Origin of the sequence: Allopusillimonas soli, from assembly GCF_004153445.1 — a bacterium.
GTDB classification, from domain to species: Bacteria; Pseudomonadota; Gammaproteobacteria; order Burkholderiales; family Burkholderiaceae_B; genus Allopusillimonas; species Allopusillimonas soli.
In genome coordinates, this window is sequence record NZ_SDQC01000006.1 from 109,296 (window position 1) to 126,150 (window position 16,855).

The following is a 16,855-nucleotide window of genomic DNA, read 5'->3' on the forward strand; positions in this document are numbered from 1 at the left end:
CAATCAAGCCCTGCGGGGCTTCGGGCGCCACTGCGACGTCAACTGTGCCGCCGTCCCGCGCCCCAGGCACAAGCACGGCTGGCGCGCTTTTATTCTTCGCCTCTCCTGCCTGAGCATCTGCGGCCGCCTTGGCGGCGCGCGGCGGATCGGTCTGAGTCGCTGTCATGTCAATCTCCCGCAGTGAGCGCGGCGGCGCGCTCGGTAGTGTCGCACTCATCTTGTGCAGCCAGGATGTGCAGGGCATCAAGCTGCCGCATGAGATGCTTGCGCGTGAGCGCCTCCGCGCCTTCGGGATCGCGCGCTTTCAGCGCGGCGAATATCGCCATGTGCTCGGCGCAGGAATCGGCAATGCGTCCGGGCACGACGAGGCTGCGATGACGCGAAAGGCTGAGCAGCTTGCGCAAGTTGTCGATGAGATCGGAAAGCCAGCGATTGTCGGCCAGGGCCTGAACGGCCTCGTGGATAACCGCGTTGCTGGCATAGTATTGATCGATGTCGCCCAGCTTCGCGTGCTCCTGCAGACGCTGATGCAGGGGCTCCAGGCGGCGCAGATCCTCGTCGGTGACCTTGCGGGCGGCCTCGAACGCACAGCGTCCCTCGAGCATTGCCATGAGCGGGAAGATGTCGTCCAGATCGCGAACCGACAGCTGATTCACAAAGCAGCCCCTGCGCGGCTCGAGCCGCAGCAGGCCTTCGGCCACCAGAACCTTGAGCGCCTCGCGCAAAGGTGTGCGGGAAATCCCTAGCTCGCTGGTCAGTTGGCTCTCGTCTATCCAGGCGCCCGCCTGAAGCTCGCCGGACTGGATCATGGCACGCAGGCGATCGGCCACCTGCTGGTAGAGGACCTGTTGAATGATGCGTTGTGCCATGACGCCTCCTTGCGGCTGCCTGAACGCCTGAACTCATCATAATTCATAATTATGGATAATGCCAGAGGGCGGCGAGGGTATGATGAGAGTCTTCGCACGGCGGCCCGCCGTGCCATCACTCTCTTGCGGAGCATTCGATGAAAGTCGCCGATTCAGCCGGCCTGCCTTCAAATGAACCATTCAACTGGCATGACGAAACCACCGTGCTGCACGGCGATGCGGCGCTGAACGCCGACGCGTCTGTCGTCCCGCCCATTCATTACAGTGCCACCTATCGCGCCCGCAGCGCGGCCGAGTTTGCGGACATGGCCAATACCCCGCGCCACCCGGGCTTCTATAATCGCTACGGCAATCCCGTACACAAGCATGTGGAAGCCATTCTCGCCGAGCTCGAACAAACTGAAACCGCATTATTGATGGGCTCCGGCATGGGCGCCATCAGCACCACCATCCTGTCCCTGGTCGAACGCGGCGATCACGTTATCGCCCAGCAACGCCACTACATGAGCACCTCGAAGCTGTTCGAGGAAGTGCTGCCGCGATTCGGCGTGACCTGCACGCTGGTGGACCAGACCGACAACGAGGCCTTCGCCGCCGCCATCAGGTCTGAAACACGGCTGATCATGGTGGAAACACCAGTCAACCCGACGCTTTCCCTCACCGACCTGAAGGCTGTTGCGGATCTGGCGCGGCCGCGCGGCATCATCACGGTCGCCGACAATACCTTTGCCTCGCCGCTGAACCAGCGCCCCCACGAGTTGGGCATTGATATTGTCGTACACAGCGCGACCAAGTACTTCGGCGGGCACCATGACCTGATGGCCGGAGCCGTGTGCTGCAGTCAGGCACTGGCCGAGCGCATCTGGCCCATGCATGTCACGCTTGGGTCTGTGTTGTCGCCCATGGATGCATGGCTGCTGTTGCGCGGCCTGCGTACGCTGCCTCTGCGCATGGAGCGCATCAATGCGAATGCTCAGGCCGTGGCGGAATGGCTGGAAACCCAGCCCGCCATCGACCGTGTCTTTTATCCCGGCCTGCCCAGCCATTCGCAGCACAATCTGGCCCGCCGCCAGATGAAAGGCTACGGCGCGGTCATAGCCTTTTCCATAAAAGGCGGCTTCGAAGCCACCAGCCAATTTGTATCGTCGTTGAAGCTGGCCACACATGCCGTGAGTCTGGGCGGCGTGGAAACCCTCATTGTTCATACGGCTGCCATGTGGGCCGGCACCATGACCGAAGCGCAGATGCAGTCGGCCGGGATAGAGCCGAATTTCGTGCGCATGTCGGTGGGCGTGGAGCACATAGACGACCTCAAGGCCGACCTGGCAACTGCTTTGGCGGCAATAGCCTGAATACGCCGGCAACACGGCCGTGCGCCCCAAAGCGCTGCCGGGCCGCAGCCAGGCGGGATATGGCGGATCAGCCCGCCTGCTCGCGCAATGCCGTTTTCAACACTTTTCCATAGCTGTTCTTCGGCAGCTCGTCGCACCATACATAGCGACGCGGCTTCTTGAATGAAGCGATCTCGTCGCGGCACCATGCTTCAAGCGCCGCGGCATCCAGGGTGCGGCCCGCACGCGCCACCACGAAAGCCACCACCTCCTCGCCCCATTCCGGATGAGGCGCACCCACCACGGCCGTCTCGAATACATCGGGATGGCGGGCCAGCACCTCCTCGACCTCACGCGGATAGATATTGGTGCCTCCTGAAATGATGACGTCCTTGGAGCGGTCTGTAAGCGTCAGGAAGCCATCCGCATTCAGAAAGCCGATATCACCGGTGCGCAACCACCCATCGACCAGGGTTTGAGCAGTCGCGGAAGGGTTCTCCCAATAGCCTTGCATCACCGCTGTCCCGCGCGTCACGACTTCGCCGCACTCTCCCACCGGCATGTCCCGCAGATCCGCATCCACGACGCGCACCTCCATGCACGATTGCGCCGTGCCAACCGAGGCTATCCTGTGCACCCAATCAGGCTGACTCCGGTCCGCGATGGCCTCGCGCCGCATGGCGGTGATGGTCATCGGGCTTTCACCCTGCCCATAAATCTGGGCGAACTTCGGCCCCATGACATCCAGCGCCTCAATGAGATCGGCCGCATACAGGGGTCCGCCACCCAGCACGACGGTGCGAATGCCGCCCGCGCCCCCGCCGTCGGACTGTACCTGCCGAACCATGCGCTTGAGCATGGTGGGTGCCGCAAACATCGACACGTTCTCGAGCTCCGCTGCCAGGGAAAGAATCTCAGCACTATCGAAACCGCGTGAGCACGGCACCACATGCCTGGCGCCGCAACGCACGAACACGAAGTTGTACAGACCCGCACCGTGCGACATGGGCGCCGCGTAGAGCGCCGCGTCGCGCGAATGCACGTCATCGACATCCAGCGGATAGCACAGCGACATCGCCATCAGATTTCCATGCGAGAGCATGACGCCTTTGGGGCGGCCGGTTGTGCCGGACGTATAAAACAGCCATGCCAGCGCATCATCCTGCAAGGCGCGGGGGGCGACCAATGGCTCGCTATGGTCGCCGGACAGAATGGCCTCGACGCTGCCGCTGTCCAGCCCGAGCTCCCGGCATCCATCGGGCAGGCGCTGCTGCGCCAGGGCTGCGCCACCGTCGGAGAACAACAGCGCGGCGCGCGCATTGGTTGCTATCCAGGCAGCCTCGCGCGCATGCAGCTTGTAGTTGATCGGCACAATAACGCCACCCAGCCACCACACCGCGTACATAAGGATGAGGTAGTCAGCCCGATTCGGCAGATACAGCGCCACCCGGTCGCCCTGCTTCAGGCCATGCGCTGTTTCAAGATGGCGCGCCAGTGCGCAGGCGCGCGCGGCGAAGCAGCGGTAATCAGCCTCCAGTTTGGTGCCCGTAAACAGAGCGGGCGCCGCGGGTGTGGACAAGGCGCGGGCATGCAGCCAGTGTGCAATATTCATAGGTCTCCTCGGCTTTACTGCCCGTTATGGTGTACCGCCGCCCATGAAAAGTCCAGCGCCTCGATGGCAGGACTGCTCAGGTCACATACTCGAAAGGCCTGAAGCGCCGCAGCGCCATGATGGCCGCCATGGACAGCAGGAAGACACACACTGCCATGACGGGTATCGACCACCAGTTGTCCGCATCCATTAGCGGCGTGGCATCGTCCAGGCGCTGCAATATGAAAATATGGATGCAATATACGCCCAAGGTACACGCGGACAGCTGCTTCAGCGGGCCCGCATACTCCACCACGCGAGTACCCAGGCCATAAAGCACGTTGAAGGCGCAGAACGAGGATGCCAGCACAAAGGGAGACAGATAGTCATAGAAAAGCGGATCGGGCTCGCCACTATGGCGGGAGTAGGCATAGGTAGCCAGCATGGTCAGGCTGCTGAACAGGGCAAACAACATGACATTGACCAGCCAGTAGCGGCGCCGGTCCCGCTGCCGCATATAGAGCTCCCGCACATAGGCACCGAGGAATAGATAGCCCACAAGCCCGAAGAAGGAGCCAACGCCATAGACCTCAAGCAGATCGGTGTCGATGCCGGCAAGCGTCTTGACTGTAGGCCAGGCGGATACCAGCGCCCACAATGCCAGATAGGTCTTCTTTTCCACGGGCCCGGTCGCATGCCAGATCTTGCGCAGGAAAGGCACAAACAAATATATGCCGACAATGGCGTACAGATACCAGAGATGAAATGTGACCGGCCCATTGGCCAGCGTGCGCAGCCAGTCGTACCATGGCCCGTAGTGTTCGCCCTGGAATGTATTCCATGTCATGTAGAAAAGCGACCAGAACAACAGCGGCGGCAATATGCGCAGAAAGCGCTTGCGCAAGAAGGCGGGCAGGGGCTCCTGCCTGCCCAGCAGCAGCACACCGGTAATCATCAGAAACAGCGGCACGCAGCTTCGCGTCAGCGAATCGTAGAAATTGCTTGCCCACCATTGTCCATCGAACGAATGGAAATTCAGCGCCGCGACATGCAGCAATACCACCATGAAGCACGCCACCACCCGCGCCATGTCCATGGCCGCACTGAACCTGTGTCCTCCTGTCTGCATAAAAAGCCAATACTCCGATGACGCCCTGCCCGGCATGAATCTGAGATGCGCGGGCGGCGCCGTGCGTTTTTCATCTCTCCTTCATAGGTAACACGAACGCCCAGCGGGTGTGCTTGCGGCTATTTCCAAGTGTTGCGGAGGGTAAATGCCGAGCCGCCTAAATATCACGCGGCAACCCGGCCGTAGGCAGTGGGGGCCCTGCCTGTCGTCCGGCGAAACATGGCCGAGAAGGAAGACGGACTCTCGTAGCCCATGTCCAGTGCAATGCGCGTGACAGCCTGGCCCTGGGAAAGGCGCGAGATGGCCACGAACACACAGGCCTGACGCCGCCACTCGATAAAGCGCAGGCCCGTGGCAGCCACAAACCGCCGGTAGAAGGTGCGCTCTCCCACATGCAAGGCCCGTGCCCACGCGCCAGGCGTCGCAGCCTGGGTCGGATTGCGCAGAAAAGCGTGACACAGCGCCGCCAGTTGCGGATCGCGGGGCATGGGTAAGTGCAGCGGCGCGGCGGGCAGGCTGCAGGCCTCGAGCAATAATGCCCGCATGAGCGCCCCATCCCGTCCCTGGGTGTCGTACAGCACCGGCACGCGCATGGCTTCGTTGATCAACTCGCGCAGCAGCGGCGACACCTCGATCACCTGGCATTCCGGCGTGTTTTGCGGCATGGCCACAGGCCGGAAATACAGGCTGCGCGTCGTCACCCGGGAAGTGCGCAACTGGTGCATTACTCCTGCGGGTATCCACAGTGCGAAACCCGGAGGCACTATCCAGCTGCCTACCTGTGTTTCCAGTTGCAGGATGCCGCGCGTGGCATACAGAAGTTGCACGCGTGCATGCCTATGGCTGGCCACGATGTGGCCGTCGGGATAATCGGACTCGACTGCAACGATATCGCGGTCTGTGTTTTCAAGCAGATCGATTCTGTGGAACATGGCCCTGGCCGAAATTCGACAATGAATGTCCTATATTCTAATGACAGTCATACCCTTTAAGCCTATATTTTTATTTAAACAATCCCGGCTTTCCCTGAAACAGGTGTGCAAGAAATGAACCAGGCAAGTGTGATCGCCACGCCAGATATTCCTCCAGCCTCGCCCGACGGAGAAGTCCTTATCAGTCCCAACCCGGCGACACCGGCCGCCGCCGAAAAAAAAGAGGGCGTGGCGTACAAGGTGCTGGGCGCCATCAGCTTCACCCACTTGCTCAACGACATGATGCAGTCGGTCCTGCTGGCGCTTTACCCCGTCCTCAAGGGCAATCTCTCCCTGAGCTTCGCCCAGATCGGCGTGATCACCCTGGCCTTCCAGTTTTCCGCGTCGCTGCTGCAGCCCGCCATTGGCGCCTTCACCGACAAGCGGCCCAAGCCCTATTCGCTGCCTATCGGCATGGGATTCACCTTTCTTGGCCTGCTGCTGCTGTCCCAGGCATGGAGCTTCGCCAGCGTCGTGATGGCCGCGGCACTGATCGGGATGGGTTCGTCCGTGTTCCACCCCGAATCCTCGCGCGTGGCGCGCCTGGCGTCCGCGGGCCAGCACGGCCTGGCGCAATCCATATTTCAGGTCGGCGGCAATCTGGGTTCGTCGCTGGGACCATTGCTGGCGGCCCTGATCATCGTGCCCCTGGGCCAGGGCAGCGTGGCATGGTTTTCGTTGGCGGCGCTGACCGGCATGTTGGTTCTCTTGCGGGTCAGCCGCTGGTATTCCTTCCACCTGACCAGCGTGCGCGGCCGCAAAAGCCTCTCCCGTATTGAAACCGGCTTGAGCCGCCGGCAGGTCGGCATTGCGCTGAGCCTGCTGCTGGTGCTGGTGTTTTCCAAGTATTTCTATTTGGCCGGCCTCAATAGCTATCTCACTTTCTACCTCATGCACCGGTTCGATATCTCGATACAGAATGCCCAGTACTGCCTGTTCGTTTTTCTGTTTGCCGTCGCAGTGGGCACTGTGGTTGGCGGCCCGGTGGGTGATCGCATCGGGCGCAAGCGGGTGATCTGGGGGTCCATTCTAGGCGCTGCCCCCTTTGCACTGATACTGCCATACGCCAACCTGCCATGGACCATCGTCTTGGTCTTTGTCATTGGACTGGTCATCGCCTCGGCCTTCTCCGCCATCCTGGTCTACGCGCAGGAACTGGTGCCGGGCAAGACCGGCACCATTTCAGGTTTGTTCTTCGGGCTGGCATTCGGCATGGGCGGCATTGGCGCGGCAGCGCTAGGCAATCTGGCCGACGCCACCAGCATCGAATTCGTCTACAAGATCTGCAGCTTCCTGCCTCTGCTGGGCATCGTGGCCTTTCTCTTGCCGGAGCGCAAGCGAGCCGTTCGCGGGCATTGACAGCACTGCGCCTGTGCGAAGTTCAACGGGTTTGCGCCTGGCCTGACGCCTGGGCATCTCCATGCAGAATCAGGTCCGCGCCTTTTTCGGCGATCATGATGGTGGCGGCGTTGGTATTGGTGGACACCATGGCGGGCATGACCGATGCATCAATGACGCGCAGCCCGTCCACACCCTGTACGCGTAGCGCAGGATCGACTACGGCGCGCTCATCGCTGCCCATGCGGCAGGTGCCACTGGCATGAAACACTGTGCCGCCTTTGTTGCGGGCAAATTGCTCAAGCGCGGCACGGCCGTTCACGGTGTTGCCGGGCAAGTATTCCTCGTCTGTGGTCAGGGTACGGAACGATGGTTGCGCGTAGATGTCGCGCAGCACCTCCAGTCCCGAGACCAGGGCATCGATGTCTTCGCGCTCGGTGAGATAGTTGGTAACGATCTCGGGCGCCGTGTGCGGATCGCTGCCCGTTATGCGCACGGTGCCGCGCGACGCGGGACGGCATTGCGTGGCCGAGGCCGAAAACCCTGAAAATGCATGCAAGGGGTCGCCTGGCTTATCCACCGACAGCGGCATGACATTCAGCAACACGTCAGCCCTGCCGTTGCGCGCGTGCGCACTGCACACCATGCCGCCAACCTGCCCCGCCCCCACCGTCAGCGGTCCGCGCTGGCCGAACAGCCACTGCGCCCCCATCTTCGCAAGACTGAACGGATTGCGCACGTCGTCGTTCAGCGACATCTTGCGGCGCAGCTTGACGATGACCCGGGCCTGGTAGTGATCCTGCAGATTCGCGCCCACTTCCGGCGCATCCCTGTGAACGGCAATGCCGTGCTCGCGCAGCAACGCGGCGGGGCCAACGCCGGACAATTGCAGTAACTGCGGCGACTGGATGGCTCCAGCGGCGAGTATGACCTCGGCATCGGCGTTCGCCCGGTGCACCGTGCCGTCTTGCGTCCACATCACGCCGCAAGCCCGGCCATTCTCGATGACGATACGCGACACATGAGCGCCCGTGCATATCTTCAGATTCGGCCGCTCACGCACCGGCCGCAGAAAAGCCGTGGCCGCATCGCAGCGCCAGTGTCCGCGCAGTGTCAGTTGATAGGCACCGATGCCGCAATCGTGCTCGCCATTGAAATCGGGAGAAGGCGGATGCCCCGCCTCCAGCGCTGCCTGAACCCACGCTTCGCAGCAGGGATGGTCGTTGCGCAGATCGGACACGCATAGTTCGCCCTGAGCGCCATGGTATTCGCTGGCACCGCCTTGATAACATTCCGACTTGCGGAAATACGGCAGCACCTCGCGATAGCTCCAGCCGCTGGCGCCGCTGCGCGCCCAATCATCGAAATCAGCATGTTGGCCGCGAATGTAGAGTAGGCCATTGATCGCGCTTGAGCCTCCCAGGCCTCGGCCACGCGGCCAGACAATCTCGCGATTTCCGGTTTCTGGCTGCGGTCGTGTGGGAAATTGCCAGGAAAAGCGCGTGTCATAAATGGTGCGGAAGTATCCCACGGGAAGCCGTATCCAGAAATGATGCTGGGCGCCTCCCGACTCCAGCAGCAGTACGCGGCAGGCTGAATTCGCGCTCAGGCGGTTGGCCAGCAAACAGCCGGCCGAGCCCGCGCCTATGATGATGTAGTCGTAATGTTCAAGAGTGGCCATGAGTTTGCTCGCGTGTCCCTTGCCTGTATCGAGGCGGCCACGACGCCAAAACGCCTGCGGCCATATCGCATGACGTCAGCCGTGCCCCCCGCCATCCGGGACGGCCAAGCCCAGTCGTGTGAAGGCCTCCGGCGGCGCCTCATGGGCGCACATGATGTCCGCCATCGCGCCCAGCAAGCGCCGCTCTATGTCCTCATCACGAAATGGATGCTGCTGCGCATAATCGGATTTCAGGTCGTACAGTACGGTGGTCGTATCCTCGTAGCCGCCACCCTGTCCCTGATGCCCAGTTGGCTGTCCCTTCACGTTGCGTCGCGCGGGTACTTTCAGCAACGGCACGCCTTGCGTGAAGCCAAAGGGCTCGACCAGTTGCGCGCCGCGCAGCTCGTCGACATGAAACAGGCTCTTCAAATGCATGGGCATGAGCGTATATTCATACAACATTTGGCGCGTCATGTCCTCGGGATAGCGGAAATAGGTATAGCGGCCGTCGGTGATATTGGTGCCCGCGCCGAACATACCGAACACGGCGGCCTCCCGCGAGGACTTGTCCTGCTCAAGCACGGGCAGCAAAGAATGACCGCGCACCGTCTCTGGCGCCTGCACGCCATGCAAGTCCAGCAGCGTGGGCATGATATCCATGGTCTGGGTCAGCGCACTGCGTCGGCTGCCGGCCTGGCTGGCGAAATCGGGATGATGCACCATCAGCGGGATGTGCGCGATCTCGTTGTAGAAAGGCATGCGGTTCTTGCCCCACCAATCGTGTTCGGCCAAGAGAAAGCCATGATCGGTAGTCAGAATAACCGCCGTGTCCCGCCAGAGATCATGCCTGTCCATGTAGTCAAGAAAACGGCCCAGATAAAAATCGCACATGCTCAACAACGCGGCGTAGTTCGCGCGCAGTTCCCGCACTTCCAGGTCATGTTCTTCCAGCCGCTTGTAGCGCGGCCAGTCCAGGATGGGGCCCGTATATCCAGTGGGATACCGTTCCCTGAAGCGTGCTGGTGCAAAAAAGGGCTCGTGCGGATCGAAGCATTCCAGATGCAGCAGCCAGTCCTTCGCGCCGCGGTTCCGGTCCAGAAACTCGAAAGCGGCGTCAAAAGAACGCGGGCAGCAGAAGTCGCTTTCTTCCCGCATAAACTCACGGTTCACCATGGCCTGTACGCGCCCGTCCTGCCCGCCTTGGGGCTGCTGCATCGCGTGATACATGGTTTTGAACCGTTCGAGGGGCGGTTCTACCATGGCCTTCCATTTGTCCCACTCCTGCCCGCGAATAAACTCCCAGGAAGAATAACGGTTATGGTAAGTAGCGCCGCCATCCTCCCAATAATGATAATGGTCGGATACCAGGTGCGTGTAGGTGCCCGCCGCGCGCAGCAGCTCGGAAAAAGACTGGTCGAAAGGCTCCAAAGGCCCCCAGCTGCGATGCAGGAAATTCAGCCGGCCGGTATGCATGTCGCGCCGCGCGGGCATGCACGGCAGGCTGCCAGCAAAATGATTGTCGAATGTGACGGCCCGCTCGGCAAAACGCTTGAAGTTGGGCGTATGCACGGATGTGCCGCCATAGCACTCCAGTGCCCCACGCACCAGCGAATCGAACAACAGGAAAACTGTGCGCATGGCTCAATCCAAGTGGATATCGGATGCCTTGGCCACCGATTTCCATTTTGCATAATCGTCGTGCAGATATGTCTTGAATGCATCTGGCGACATCGGCTCGGCGGCACGCATGCCATTCTTGACCAGCGAAGCTTGCAGGCTCTTGTCCTGTGCCGCAGCGGTGATCGCGTCATGCAGGGTCTTGACGACCTCCGGCGGTGTGCCCGCCGGCGCCAGGTAACCCAGCCATTGATCCAGGTCGAAGCCCTGAACTCCCGCCTCGGCCATTGTGGGCACGTCAGGCAATTGCGGCACGCGATGCGCGCTGGCAACCGCGAGCGCCTTGATCTTGCCGTCCTTGATCTGCGGCAGCGCCACGACTGCATTGGCAAAGTGATAATCCACCCTTCCGGATATCTGATCCACCATCGCTGGCGGCCCGCCCTTGTATGGCACATGCACCACATCGATATGCTGTGCCGACTTCAGCATCTCTCCGGCAAAATGGCCTGGCGTACCAACGCCCGCGGACGCATAGGTCAGCTTGCCCGGCTGCTTCCTGGCCTGGTCTATCAGCGCTTGTACCGAATCGGGCCCATTCGGGCTGGTTACCAAGATCAACGATGTATAGGCCGCCACGGCAATGGGAACAAACGACTTCTCCACATCGTAGGTCAGGCCCTTGCGGATGGCGGCGTTCATGTTCATGGCACTGGTGGTCAGCATGACGGTGTAGCCATCGGGTGCCGCACGCGCCACCTCGCCGGCGCCGATCGCACCGCCTGCGCCAGGCTTGTTCTCGACAATCATTGGAACGCCGAGGCTGGCCTGCGCTTTGTCCGCCACCGACCGCGCCAACAGGTCTACCAGGCCGCCGGCCGGCCATGGCACCACAACACGAACAGGCTGGGCGGGATAACCGGCCGCCTGAACAGGCCCGCTTAATAGGGCGCACGATGCCGCCAACGCTGCGGCCAGGGGAATGGATTTCTTGAACATGAGTGTCTCGCTCCTGAATGATGGCTGAGGCTACAACCTGTTTTTATAATTGGTATTATAAGCCATACGTTATATCTTTAGCAACTAGAAAGTCGACGCTGCGCAAGCCACACAGCAAAACGCCGCCTATGGCTTCAAATCCATCTCCACGTGAATGGCGTCGCCCCGATACGTGACTTCGGCCAGATAAATAACCTCACCCGCCGCATTGCGGAAGATGCGCCGCACTTCCGCCACCGGCGCATTGATGGACAGCCCGAGACAGCGCGCCACCTCGATGTCCGCCGTGCCTATGGTCAATGTCTGGTGTGCATCAGCGACCACCCGCATTGATGCCAGCAGAGGGATGACGGTATGGTTGCGGAACCCCTCCGGATTTCGTCGGAAGAGATCATCGTCCATATAGATGCTGATAATGCAATAGGGATTGCCATCGCGGGCATGTATGCGCCGCATGAACACGTAGCGCGCCCGAACCACCCCCTCGCCTGGCCGCAGGGGGGGCAGGCGCGTGGATTCGTCGATATTGACGATAGTTGGCTGCGTGTCGTGATAGACCTTGGCCAGTTCATCCAGCGTGGTGACGACGTTGATCCAGCGATCGCTGGCAGGCTGGTGCGTAACAAAAGTGCCACGCCCCTGCTGGCGCGATACCAGGCCCTGGCGAGCCAACATGTCAATTGCCTGGCGTACCGTCACGCGCGCCACACCGAATTCCTTGAGCAACTGCTCCAGCGTCGGCAGCCTGCAGCCCTGCGGCCACTCTCCGCGGATGATACGCTGGCGCATGAGTTCGGCCAGTTGCAGATATAGAGGTACCCGGCTATCCAGGATCTTGGATTTCATTGGATCACGCCCGACAGCAATGACGCACCGGGCGTCACAAAAACAGATCCGCCCAGGTTTTGCGCCGGACGTATTAGTATTATCTTATTTACCAGCCAGTATACAGACCACGCTGGCCGCGGCATCACGAACACAGGAAACCTTCGATGTTTCATACCATCACGCAGGAATACGACAGCAAGCAGCAGCATTATGCCGAACTTTTAATGCAGGCCCAGGGCCTGCTTCACGGCGAACATGACATGATCGCCAATGCCGCCAATTTCAGCGCCTTGATATTCAACAGCCTGCCCAAGCTGAACTGGGCGGGTTTCTATCTGTTCGACGGACGGGAGCTGGTTGTAGGCCCCTTCCAGGGCAAGCCCGCCTGCGTGCGTATCGGCCTGGGCGCCGGCGTCTGCGGCACCGCCGCGCAGACCCGCCAGACCCAGGTCGTCGCCGATGTCAACGCCTTCGCGGGCCATATCGCCTGCGACGCAGCCTCATTATCGGAAATCGTGGTGCCGCTGATCAAGGAGGACGGCAGCCTGCTTGGCGTCTGGGACTGCGACAGTTTCGTCACCGAGCGCTTCGACGAAGAAGATCGGCACGGCATGGAGGCCCTTTGCGCATGTTTCCTGGGCAGCCTGGAGCGCAGGCCTGCCATGATCAATGACGTTTCCCGGAGCATCTGATGAGCAAGTCCCCGTTGATTCAACCACAGTCACTTCTCGCCATCCAAAAAGCGGCCGATGGCAATGTCCTGGTGCTGGATTGCAGCTTTGACCTTGCCGATCCCGCCGCAGGGCGGCGCGCCTTTGAGGCCGAGCACATTCCCGGAGCACGGTATGTGCACCTGGAAGACGATCTGAGCGCCCCCAGGACGGGGCGCAACGGCCGCCATCCGCTGCCCGACGCCCAGGCCTTCGCACAATGCATGGCCCGCCTTGGCGCGCGCAACGACACGCACATTGTCGCCTACGATAACGCCGGCAGCATGTATGCCGCGAGGCTGTGGTGGATGCTGGGATGGGCAGGCCATGCCGCCCGCCAGGTGCTTGATGGCGGCCTGGCTGCATGGAAGGCCGCCGGACTGCCCACCGAGGCCGGCGATCCGGCTCAGGCGGCTGGCGGCAGCTTCAGTCTGCGTGCGCCTCTTGCCGCAACCGTCGACTACGCCTATGTACGCGCCAACCTGGAAAGCAGCGAACGCCTGGTCATCGATGCACGCAATGCCGACCGCTACGCGGGCCGCAACGAAACCATGGACGCCAAGGCCGGCCATATCCCGGGCGCGCGCAATCACTTCTTCATGAACAATCTGGACGACAAAGGCCATTTCAAGTCTCCCGAAGCATTACGCGACGCGTTTTCCGCCCTGCTCGGCGAGCGTAAGCCCGGCGAAGTTGTCCATCAGTGCGGCTCCGGCGTCACTGCCTGCCACAACCTGCTGGCCATGGAGATAGCGGGCCTGGGTGGCGCGGCGCTGTATCCCGGCTCCTGGAGCGAATGGAGCCAGCAGCCCGATGCGCCCGTAGCGACTGGCCAGGAAACCGCATCGTGACGCCCCTCAATCTGCGCGGCCGTGTGGCGCTGGTGACGGGCGCCGCCGGCGGCCTGGGCGCGCATTTTTCCAGAACCCTGGGTCGCGCCGGAGCCAAGGTGGTGCTGACCGGCCGCCGCCTTGATCCATTGCAAGATCTTGCCCGGCGGCTTGGCGAGGAGGACGGCATAGAGGCGCTGGCGATATCGTCGGATGTCAGCGACGCGGATTCCGTGCATGCCTGTTTCGATGCGGCGCAGGACGCTTTCGGCGTCGTCGACATAGTGGTCTGCAACGCGGGCCACGCGGCGACCAAGCCATCGCTGTCCATGTCGGATAGCGACTGGGATCAAGTCGTCAACGTGAATCTGAAAGGCGCCTGGCTGGTGGCCAATGAGGGGACGCGCAGGCTGGTTGCCGCAGGCAAGCCCGGTTCGGTCATCGTTATTTCGTCCATACTTGGGCATCGGGTCGCAGGCGGCGTGGTCAGCTACGCCGTATCCAAGGCGGGCGTCGAGCAGATGGTGAAGGCGCTGGCGCTGGAATGGGCAAGGCATGACATCCGCGTCAACGCGTTGGCACCCGGCTACATCGAAACTGACATGAACCGGGAATTTTTCTCCAGCGAAGCCGGACAGGCAATGATCAAGCGCATCCCCCAGCGCAGGCTGGGACAGGCTCGCGATCTGGATGGCCCCTTGCTGTTGCTCGCATCCGATGCATCGCGGTATATGACGGGAAGCACCATCGTCGTCGACGGCGGCCACTTGCAGTCGTCGCTCTGACAGGCGCGGCCGGCAGAGCCTGAGCAGCGCCGTGTCCGAAATGGCAAAAGGCGCGGCGTGCTGCGCGTCAGATCTCCTGCTGCATGCCCATTTCCACGACGCGATTGGGCGGTATCTTATAGAACCGTGTGCTGCGCGTCGCATTGCGCGCCATTAAGGCAAAGATGCGCCGCTGCATGCGGGCCAGCAAGGGCAGCTTGCGCACCACCAGTACCGTCTGCCTTGAAAGGAAGTACGATACCTGCAGCGGCTCGAGATTGAGCTCCGGCAAATCCTGCGCCAACTGTTCCAACATCTGCGGCACATTCGGCTCCTGTTTGAAGCCCCATGTCGCCCTAGCCTGCCAGCTCGACCGACCCACTTTTTCCAGGATATATCTCTCCTCGAACGGCACATAGGGCACACGCGCCGTCTCCACCGTCAGAAACAGCACCTGTTCATGCAATACCTTGTTGTGCTTGAGATTGTGCAGCAAAGCGGGCGGAACAGTGCCGTAAATCATGCTCATGAAAACCGCGGTGCCCGGTACGCGCGTGGGCGGATAGGTTTCCAGGCCCTCCATGAACTCCTTGAGTGTATGTGTTTCCTCCGACAAGGCCTCATGCAACCGATGGCGTCCGCGCTTCCAGGTAATCATCAAGGTGAAGATGGTCAGGCCTATTCCCAAAGGCAGCCAGCCTCCCTGCGGTATCTTGAGCGCGTTGGAGGAGAACAGCAGGATGTCGATGAGCAGGAATACCGTAAGCGCGGCCAGCCATATGGCGCGCCGCAAGCCCTTGGCCTTCCTCGGAAGCACCATGAAGGCTAGCAGCGAGGTCATCAGCATGGTGCCCGTCACAGCGAAGCCATAGGCATGGGCCAGGCGGTCAGACGACCCGAAGCCCACGATAAGCACCATGACCGCGACGAATAGCAGCATGTTCACACGCGGCAGATAAATCTGGCCTTCGGCACTGGCGGATGTGTGCTCGATCTGCATGCGTGGCCAGTAGCCCAGCTGCACCGCTTGCCGGGTAATAGAGAAGGCGCCGGAAATCACGGACTGCGAGGCAATGATGGTGGCCAGCGTGGCGATGACCACCAGCACGAGCAGTGCAGGACTAGGCGCCAGCAGGAAAAATGGATTCTTGATGGCCGCCGGATCCCTCAGCAGCAGCGCGCCCTGCCCGAAGTAGGCGCACACCAGCGCAGGCATGACCAGGCCGTACCATGCCAAGCGTATGGCTCTGCGACCGAAATGGCCCATGTCCACGTAGAGTGCCTCGGCTCCCGTCACCGAAAGCACGATGGCGCCCAGCAACAGGAACACGTCCCAGGGGGCATCCTGTATGAACTGAAGCGCCCACAGGGGATTGAGCGCCTGCAGCACCATGGGCGTCTGCACGGTGCGCCATAGTCCGAGCAGGCCGATGACCAGGAACCACACCAGCATGATGGGCCCAAACAGCTTGCCCATGGTGCCGGTGCCGCGTGACTGTATGGCAAACAGACTGGCCAGCACGATCAGGGAAAGTGGCACGACCCAGCTGTCCAACTGGTCCGACACGATACCCAGGCCCTCGATGGCGGACATAACAGAAATCGCGGGCGTAATGATACTGTCGCCGTAGAACAACGATGCCCCGACCAGGCCAAAGCCGATATAAAGCCAGCGCTTCCTGCCTTCAAGCCGCGCTATGGCCAGCTCCATGAGCGCAAGAATACCGCCTTCGCCCTGGTTGTCGGCCCTCAGAATGCAGGCCACGTATTTAAGAGACACAACGATGGTCAACAGCCAGAACAGCAGCGACAGAACGCCCAGGATATGTTCGGGATCCAGCACCGGAAATGCGGACAGCGATACTTTGATGGCATACAAAGGGCTGGTGCCGATATCGCCGAAAACCACGCCCAGCGTGCCAAGCAGGATGGCGGGACTGGGCCGCAACGCGTTGGGTGAAGCCGGACTTTCTCGATGAATAGCGGTCATGAAAGATAGGGGCATTTCGCCGCGCATGGAAATGCCTGTGAAAAATGTCCGCCCTACACGATTCGAACGTGTGACCGCTCGCTTAGAAGGCGAGTGCTCTATCCAACTGAGCTAAGGGCGGCCAGAAAGTCCGGATTATAAACGGGCTGGCGACAACCTGCCTTACCCGGCGTTTAAAAACTGCTTACATACGCCCAAGCGTTATTGGCTTGTGGATGCTAAAGT

General features: G+C 61.2%; 14 protein-coding genes and 1 tRNA gene. 5 read left to right on the plus strand and 10 right to left on the minus strand.

All coding sequences use genetic code 11. The features are described 5' to 3' along the window. Positions 1-167 precede the first annotated feature (167 nt). Positions 168-869 (minus strand): GntR family transcriptional regulator, encoded by a 702-nt coding sequence (locus ERD78_RS17010; RefSeq protein WP_129970757.1) that lies wholly within the window; start codon positions 867-869, stop codon positions 168-170. Between the two features lie 137 nt (positions 870-1,006). On the opposite strand from ERD78_RS17010, the gene ERD78_RS17015 reads away from it, so the two are divergent. Then, complete coding sequence (locus ERD78_RS17015; RefSeq protein WP_129970759.1) at positions 1,007-2,221, plus strand: trans-sulfuration enzyme family protein; 1,215 nt, start codon at positions 1,007-1,009, stop codon at positions 2,219-2,221. A 67-nt stretch (positions 2,222-2,288) separates the two neighbouring features. On the opposite strand, the gene ERD78_RS17020 is transcribed toward ERD78_RS17015, so the two are convergent. The 3 genes from ERD78_RS17020 to ERD78_RS17030 form a co-directional block, all read right to left on the minus strand. Then, on the minus strand, positions 2,289-3,812 hold the full coding sequence (locus tag ERD78_RS17020) for a class I adenylate-forming enzyme family protein (RefSeq protein ID WP_129970761.1): 1,524 nt from the start codon (positions 3,810-3,812) through the stop codon (positions 2,289-2,291). Between the two features lie 76 nt (positions 3,813-3,888). Continuing rightward, complete coding sequence (locus tag ERD78_RS17025) at positions 3,889-4,920, minus strand: acyltransferase (protein ID WP_167668974.1); 1,032 nt, start codon at positions 4,918-4,920, stop codon at positions 3,889-3,891. Positions 4,921-5,084: 164 nt separating this feature from the next. Next, positions 5,085-5,852, minus strand: a complete 768-nt coding sequence (locus ERD78_RS17030; RefSeq protein ID WP_129970765.1) for an AraC family transcriptional regulator — start codon at positions 5,850-5,852, stop codon at positions 5,085-5,087. Positions 5,853-5,966: 114 nt separating this feature from the next. On the opposite strand from ERD78_RS17030, the gene ERD78_RS17035 reads away from it, so the two are divergent. Next, the gene (locus ERD78_RS17035) at positions 5,967-7,250 is read left to right on the plus strand and encodes an MFS transporter (RefSeq protein ID WP_129970767.1); all 1,284 of its coding nucleotides are present in this window, start codon (positions 5,967-5,969) and stop codon (positions 7,248-7,250) included. A 22-nt stretch (positions 7,251-7,272) separates the two neighbouring features. Here ERD78_RS17035 and ERD78_RS17040 read toward each other — a convergent pair whose 3' ends face one another. From ERD78_RS17040 to ERD78_RS17055, 4 genes are all read right to left on the minus strand, one after another. After that, positions 7,273-8,910 carry a GMC family oxidoreductase gene (locus ERD78_RS17040; protein WP_129970769.1) on the minus strand — a complete coding sequence of 546 codons (1,638 nt, stop codon included), beginning with the start codon at positions 8,908-8,910 and terminating at the stop codon, positions 7,273-7,275. A 75-nt stretch (positions 8,911-8,985) separates the two neighbouring features. Next, complete coding sequence (locus ERD78_RS17045; RefSeq protein ID WP_129970771.1) at positions 8,986-10,530, minus strand: sulfatase; 1,545 nt, start codon at positions 10,528-10,530, stop codon at positions 8,986-8,988. A gap of 3 nt (positions 10,531-10,533) precedes the next feature. Further along, a complete protein-coding gene (locus tag ERD78_RS17050; protein ID WP_129970773.1) occupies positions 10,534-11,508 on the minus strand; it encodes a Bug family tripartite tricarboxylate transporter substrate binding protein in 975 nt (324 codons plus the stop codon). A 126-nt stretch (positions 11,509-11,634) separates the two neighbouring features. Then, complete coding sequence (locus ERD78_RS17055; RefSeq protein WP_129970775.1) at positions 11,635-12,354, minus strand: GntR family transcriptional regulator; 720 nt, start codon at positions 12,352-12,354, stop codon at positions 11,635-11,637. A 146-nt stretch (positions 12,355-12,500) separates the two neighbouring features. Between ERD78_RS17055 and ERD78_RS17060 the strand changes: the two genes are divergently transcribed. Genes ERD78_RS17060 through ERD78_RS17070 form a run of 3 tightly spaced genes read left to right on the plus strand, consistent with a single transcriptional unit; the run spans position 12,501 to position 14,661 of the window. After that, the gene (locus tag ERD78_RS17060) at positions 12,501-13,028 is read left to right on the plus strand and encodes a GAF domain-containing protein (protein ID WP_129970778.1); all 528 of its coding nucleotides are present in this window, start codon (positions 12,501-12,503) and stop codon (positions 13,026-13,028) included. After that, positions 13,028-13,897 carry a sulfurtransferase gene (locus ERD78_RS17065; protein ID WP_129970780.1) on the plus strand — a complete coding sequence of 290 codons (870 nt, stop codon included), beginning with the start codon at positions 13,028-13,030 and terminating at the stop codon, positions 13,895-13,897. Before ERD78_RS17060 ends, ERD78_RS17065 begins: the two co-directional genes overlap by 1 nt. Continuing rightward, positions 13,894-14,661 (plus strand): SDR family NAD(P)-dependent oxidoreductase, encoded by a 768-nt coding sequence (locus tag ERD78_RS17070; protein WP_371734625.1) that lies wholly within the window; start codon positions 13,894-13,896, stop codon positions 14,659-14,661. The genes ERD78_RS17065 and ERD78_RS17070 overlap by 4 nt, the downstream gene beginning before the upstream one ends. A 67-nt stretch (positions 14,662-14,728) precedes the next feature. On the opposite strand, the gene ERD78_RS17075 is transcribed toward ERD78_RS17070, so the two are convergent. Together ERD78_RS17075 and ERD78_RS17080 are read right to left on the minus strand one after the other, a co-directional pair. Next, complete coding sequence (locus tag ERD78_RS17075; RefSeq protein ID WP_371734623.1) at positions 14,729-16,645, minus strand: potassium transporter Kup; 1,917 nt, start codon at positions 16,643-16,645, stop codon at positions 14,729-14,731. 32 nt (positions 16,646-16,677) lie between these two features. After that, positions 16,678-16,751: transfer RNA gene (locus ERD78_RS17080), tRNA-Arg, on the minus strand. Between the last annotated feature and the right edge of the window lie 104 nt (positions 16,752-16,855).